Raw genomic sequence first — 3469 nt, forward strand, 5'->3', positions numbered from 1 at the left:
CCCGAGCTCGGCGAGGGAGCGGTTCACGCCCACCTGCGCCGCGCCGTTCACGAAGGTGAGCTGGCTGCGGATCTGGTCCGTCAGGAACGGGTTCGACTGGCTGATGGAGACGTTCTGGGTGACGACGGGCGGGTTCGGGCCGGGTGTGCCCGACTCCTCCGACCGCACGTTCGTGTAGAGCGCCCGCCCGTACACTTCCGCCAAGGGCGAGAACTCGTAGGAGAACAGCGCAGCGACGTTGATGCGCTCCAGGGGCACGATCAACGGATATGACGAGCTGATGTTGGACGTCGCGGGCGGCGTGGTCGTGAACTGGCCGTTGGCGTCGAAGCCGAACCGGCGACCGCTGGCCACGTCGGTGAACACGCCGCCGATGTTCGGGATGGTCAGGTTGGGGGTGATCGCCCAGTCGCGGTCGCCGACCAGCACCTGCTCGCGCCGGGTGTAGTCGCCGGCGATAACGAGGTGGCCGCCATCACCCAGCTTGGTGCCGAACATGAGCGAACCGCCATACTGCTCGCCCCCGTCCTCGGAGAAGCGCCCGGTCCCGGACGCGGTGACGCCCTCGAAATCATCGTTAAGGATGAAGTTGACGACGCCGGCGACCGCGTCTGCGCCGTACACCGCGGCGGCGCCGCCGGTCAGAACGTCCAGCCGCTTGATGAGCGATGCCGGAATGGCGTTGATGTCGACAGAGTTCCGGAAGCTGAAGGGCACAGCGCGCGTGCCGTCGATCAGCACCAGCGAGCGGCACTGGCCGAAGTTGCGCAGGTCCAGCACTTGCGCGCCGAAGGCGTCGCTCCCCTGCGAGGCCTGCCGCACGCCCCCGGCGAGCTGTGGCAGCTTGACGGAGAAGTCCTCAACGGTCAGCGCCGACTGGAGCTTGATGTCCTCCTGCGTCGTTGACGCGACGGGGCTGGTGGAGGTCAGGCCGGTGCGCGGGATGCGCGAGCCGGTGACCACGATGTCCTGGCTGACCGCCTCGGCCGGTCCGGTCGCCGCTTCTTGAGGAATGGTGAGCGCGGGGTCGGCGGGAGGTCCTCCGTCTTGACCATCGGTGGTCTGGGCGTAAGCCGTGCCCGACACGGTCAGGAGCGCAAGGGCCAGCGCGCTCCGAGCGGCACTGAGGCGAAGATCGCGCAGCATAGTCCAACCTCCCCATTTGTCGGCTCGGGAAATACCAGAGCCTTTCCAGTTCTAATACCAATGTGACACCATCGTCAGGCGCTTGTAAAGCGGGTTTCTGGCGTGCCGAGCCGTAGGGAACGGCCTAGAGAAAGACCTTGCCGGGGTTCATGAGCTGGCCCGGATCGATCGCCGTCTTGAGCCGGCGCATGAGCGCGACGGCTCCCTCGCCGTGTTCGCGCACTAGCGCCTCGCGCTTGCCCACCCCGACACCATGCTCCCCCGTGCAGGTGCCCCCGACCGACAGCGCAAAGTCGATCAGCCCTTCGTTCACCAGCTTCGCCCGGGTCCAGGCCTCCGGGTCGTCGCGCCGGAGCACGAAGAAGACATGGTAATTCCCGTCGCCGACATGGCCCAGGATGGGCGCGACGAGGCCTGCCGCGTCGATGGCGTCGCGGGCGTTAGCGATCGCCTGCGCGAGCTTGGAGATCGGCACGCAAATGTCCGTCGACCAGGTTACCGCGCCGGGAACCATCGCGCGCGCTGCGGGCAGCGCCGCGTGCCGGGCTCGCCACAGGCGGCGCTGCTCGTCGGCGTCAGCCGACATGATCAGGTCGCCCCCGCTGAACGCCTCGCCCAGCTCGGCGAGCAGGTTCCTCTGCTCGTTCACGCCGGCGGGGGACCCGTGGAGTTCGACGAACAACGTCGGCAGCTCGGGCAGGTCCAGCCCAGCATAGGCATTGCACGCGCGGATCGCGACCGGATCGAGCAACTCCATCCTGGCCACGGGCACGCCGGATTGAATGGTCGCGATCACGGTCTCAACCGCGCCCTCCAAAGTTTCGAACGGCCACGATCCCGCCAGAACCGTCTCGGGGATCCCATGGAGCCGGACCGTCGCCTCGACCACCAGCCCGAGGGTGCCCTCCGAGCCGGTGAACAGGTGGGTGAGATCGTACCCGGCCGCGGACTTGCGCGCGCGGGTCCCGGTGCGGATGAGGCTCCCGTCCGGCAGCACCACCTTTAAGCCAAGCACGTTCTCGCGCATCGTGCCGTAGCGCACGGCGTTGGTGCCCGAGGCGCGGGTCGAGATCATACCGCCCAGGGTCGCGTTCGCGCCCGGGTCGATCGGGAAGAACAGCCCGGTCGCGCGCAGTTCCTCGTTCAGGCGCTCGCGCGTGACGCCGGGCTCGACGACGCAGAGCAGATCCTCGGGCGCCACTTCGACGACGCGGTCCATCCCCGACAGATCGACCGAGACCGCGCCGGCCACCGCGCCGGCATTGCCTTCGAGCGAAGTGCCGACCCCGACCGGCACCACCGGCACGCGCGCCGCGCTCGCGGCGGACATCAGCGCCTGCACCTCGGAGACGCTCTCCGGCTGCACCACTAGGTCGGGAAGGAGCGCCTGGTGATGGCCTTCGGCCGTCATGAACTGAGCGCGCCGCGATTCGCCGGTGATCCAACGGTCGGCGAAGCGCGCGCCCAGCGCGCGGGTCAACGCCTCCAGCCCCGCGCTCATGCCGCACGGTCCAGTTCCGGGTCCCAACGCCTGCCGCCCGTGATCGGATGCGGTACGCCGGTGGTCGCCGGAAAGCTGATGGGCAGGCCGCGGACGGAGCGCGCAGCGAGATAGGCGAACGCCTCGGCCTCGATGAAGTCGCCCCGGAGGCCTGAGGTGTCGCAGGACTCGACGCCGCCCAATCGAACGTCGAGAGCCCGCATCAGCGTCGGGTTGTGCCGCCCGCCGCCGCAGACGATCCAGCGGCGCGGCGTTTCGGGCAGTTCCGTAGCACCGCAGGCGACCGCCTCGGCGGTGAACGCGACAAGCGTTGCCGCGGCGTCCTCGATCGATAGGTCGGCCACTGCGTCGATTGGGAAGTCATAGCGATCGAGCGACCTGGGCCCTGTCTGCCGGAAGTAGCCGGACCCGAGCAGGCGGGACAACACGGCCCGGTCGATACAGCCCGCGGCGGCGAGCCGGCCGCCGTCATCATAGCGGCCGGCTCCCCGGGACTGGACCATCAGGTCGATCAGCCCGTTGCCGGGTCCCGTGTCGAACGCGATCATGCCACCGTCGCGGCCGAGCCAGCTCAGGTTGGCCACGCCGCCGACGTTCAGGAAGGCGACCGGCCGCGCGGCGCCGATCATATCCGCCAATGCCGCATGGTAGGCTGGTGCCAGCGGTGCTCCCTGCCCGCCCGCGGCCAAGTCCGCCTGTCGCAGGTCGGCTACGACCGGAACGCCCAGCGCTCGCGCGAGCGCTTGCGGGTCGCCGAGCTGGATGGTGAGCCGCCGGTCGGGACGGTGGAGCACAGTCTGGCCGTGGAACCCGACCAGCTCG

The 3469-nt window shown here is 69.2% G+C and carries 3 protein-coding genes; all 3 read right to left on the minus strand.

Annotated elements, in window-relative coordinates:
- Window positions 1–1146 (minus strand): TonB-dependent receptor plug domain-containing protein (locus tag ACH0AE_RS17645; protein ID WP_406876133.1); only part of this gene is annotated, 1146 nt, incomplete at its 3' end.
- Between the two features lie 124 nt (window positions 1147–1270).
- On the minus strand, window positions 1271–2626 hold the full coding sequence (locus tag ACH0AE_RS17650; protein ID WP_406876134.1) for an FAD-binding oxidoreductase: 1356 nt from the start codon (window positions 2624–2626) through the stop codon (window positions 1271–1273).
- Window positions 2627–2643: 17 nt separating this feature from the next.
- Window positions 2644–3469 (minus strand): anhydro-N-acetylmuramic acid kinase (locus ACH0AE_RS17655; RefSeq protein WP_406876135.1); only part of this gene is annotated, 826 nt, incomplete at its 5' end.

This window comes from Sphingomonas sp. 179-A 2A2 NHS, from assembly GCF_045371305.1.
GTDB lineage: Bacteria > Pseudomonadota > Alphaproteobacteria > Sphingomonadales > Sphingomonadaceae > Sphingomonas.